This is a genomic window from Gluconobacter sp. P1D12_c, assembly GCF_018812105.1.
GTDB lineage: Bacteria > Pseudomonadota > Alphaproteobacteria > Acetobacterales > Acetobacteraceae > Gluconobacter > Gluconobacter oxydans_A.
Window position 1 is genome coordinate 1 of the sequence record NZ_JACSIQ010000684.1, and the last position, 395, is coordinate 395.

The 395-nt window shown below is 59.0% G+C and carries 1 protein-coding gene; it reads right to left on the reverse strand.

Annotated elements, in window-relative coordinates:
• Positions 1-395, reverse strand: a 395-nt coding sequence (locus KP705_RS18735) for a plasmid recombination protein (RefSeq protein ID WP_215765394.1), incomplete at both ends; no start/stop codon positions are given.

The window sequence follows — 395 nt, forward strand, 5'->3', positions numbered from 1 at the left end:
CTGAACGGCAGGTTCATAATGCTGCTGAACGGTCTGACTGATGCGTTTTGCCACCTGCTCAGGGTCTTCCACAACACGGGTAAAAATCCCCTTCTTGAGCACCTGCGGTTCTAGGTCAGCAGGGGTCAGGTTTTTGTGCTCGGGTGCGTCCCGTTCTAGCGCCCCGTAGTAGGTTTTCAGCTTGGTGTGGGTGGCCTTGCTTCCTTCGATGCCGCGTTCCAGTCCGACAGGGCGTCCCACAACTCGCGCAAAGTCGGTCTGCATCTCGTTCAGGGCCTTGGCACCACCGAGGAACCGGCGGCAATTCAGGCGGCCTGTATCGGGGTCTTTTGGCACCACGTAGGCCGACAGGTGCGGCGTTTTTTCGTCCCGGTGAATGATGGCAGCGATCACGC